We start from the raw sequence: 1,144 nt of genomic DNA on the forward strand, positions 1-1,144 counted from the left end.
TGTACAGGTGGTGCATGGCTGTCGTCAGCTCGTGTCGTGAGATGTTGGGTTAAGTCCCGCAACGAGCGCAACCCTTGTTCTGTGTTGCCAGCATGCCCTTCGGGGTGATGGGGACTCACAGGAGACTGCCGGGGTCAACTCGGAGGAAGGTGGGGACGACGTCAAGTCATCATGCCCCTTATGTCTTGGGCTGCACACGTGCTACAATGGCAGGTACAATGAGCTGCGAAGCCGTGAGGTGGAGCGAATCTCAAAAAGCCTGTCTCAGTTCGGATTGGGGTCTGCAACTCGACCCCATGAAGTCGGAGTTGCTAGTAATCGCAGATCAGCAGTGCTGCGGTGAATACGTTCCCGGGCCTTGTACACACCGCCCGTCACGTCACGAAAGTCGGTAACACCCGAAGCCGGTGGCCCAACCCCTTGTGGGAGGGAGCTGTCGAAGGTGGGACTGGCGATTGGGACGAAGTCGTAACAAGGTAGCCGTACCGGAAGGTGCGGCTGGATCACCTCCTTTCTAAGGAGCACTCCAGGCTGCTTCGGCAGTCCAGGGGCCAGTACATCGGCGAACGTTCGATGCTGGTTGCTCATGGGTGGAACGTTGATTATTCGGCACGGTCGGTATGGGTGAGAGCGCTAGTACTGCTTCGGCGTGGAACGCGAAGCTCATCAACTGATCGTGTCGGGCACGCTGTTGGGTGTCTGAGGGTATGGCCGTGTGGCTGCCTTCAGTGCCGGCCCCAGTGAACTCCGGTTGTTGCCGGGGGTGATGGGTGGTTGGTCGTTGTTTGAGAACTGCACAGTGGACGCGAGCATCTGTGGCCAAGTTTTTAAGGGCGCACGGTGGATGCCTTGGCACCAGGAACCGATGAAGGACGTGGGAGGCCACGATAGGCCCCGGGGAGTCGTCAACCAGGCTTTGATCCGGGGGTGTCCGAATGGGGAAACCCGGCAGTCGTCATGGGCTGTCACCCTTGCCTGAACACATAGGGCAAGTGGAGGGAACGCGGGGAAGTGAAACATCTCAGTACCCGCAGGAAGAGAAAACAACCGTGATTCCGGGAGTAGTGGCGAGCGAAACTGGATGAGGCCAAACCGTATGCGTGTGAGACCCGGCAGGGGTTGCGTATACGGGGTTGTGGGATCT

Annotated in this window: 2 rRNA genes; both read left to right on the top strand. The window is 58.7% G+C overall.

What is annotated here, in order from left to right:
• Positions 1–514: ribosomal RNA gene (locus ACFY9I_RS42605) — 16S ribosomal RNA — on the top strand; the annotation flags it as partial.
• Between the two features lie 303 nt (positions 515–817).
• Positions 818–1,144, top strand: a 23S ribosomal RNA gene (locus ACFY9I_RS42610); the annotation flags it as partial.

Origin of the sequence: Streptomyces sp. NPDC012510, assembly GCF_042955065.1 — a bacterium.
In the GTDB taxonomy this organism is placed as follows: Bacteria; Actinomycetota; Actinomycetes; order Streptomycetales; family Streptomycetaceae; genus Streptomyces.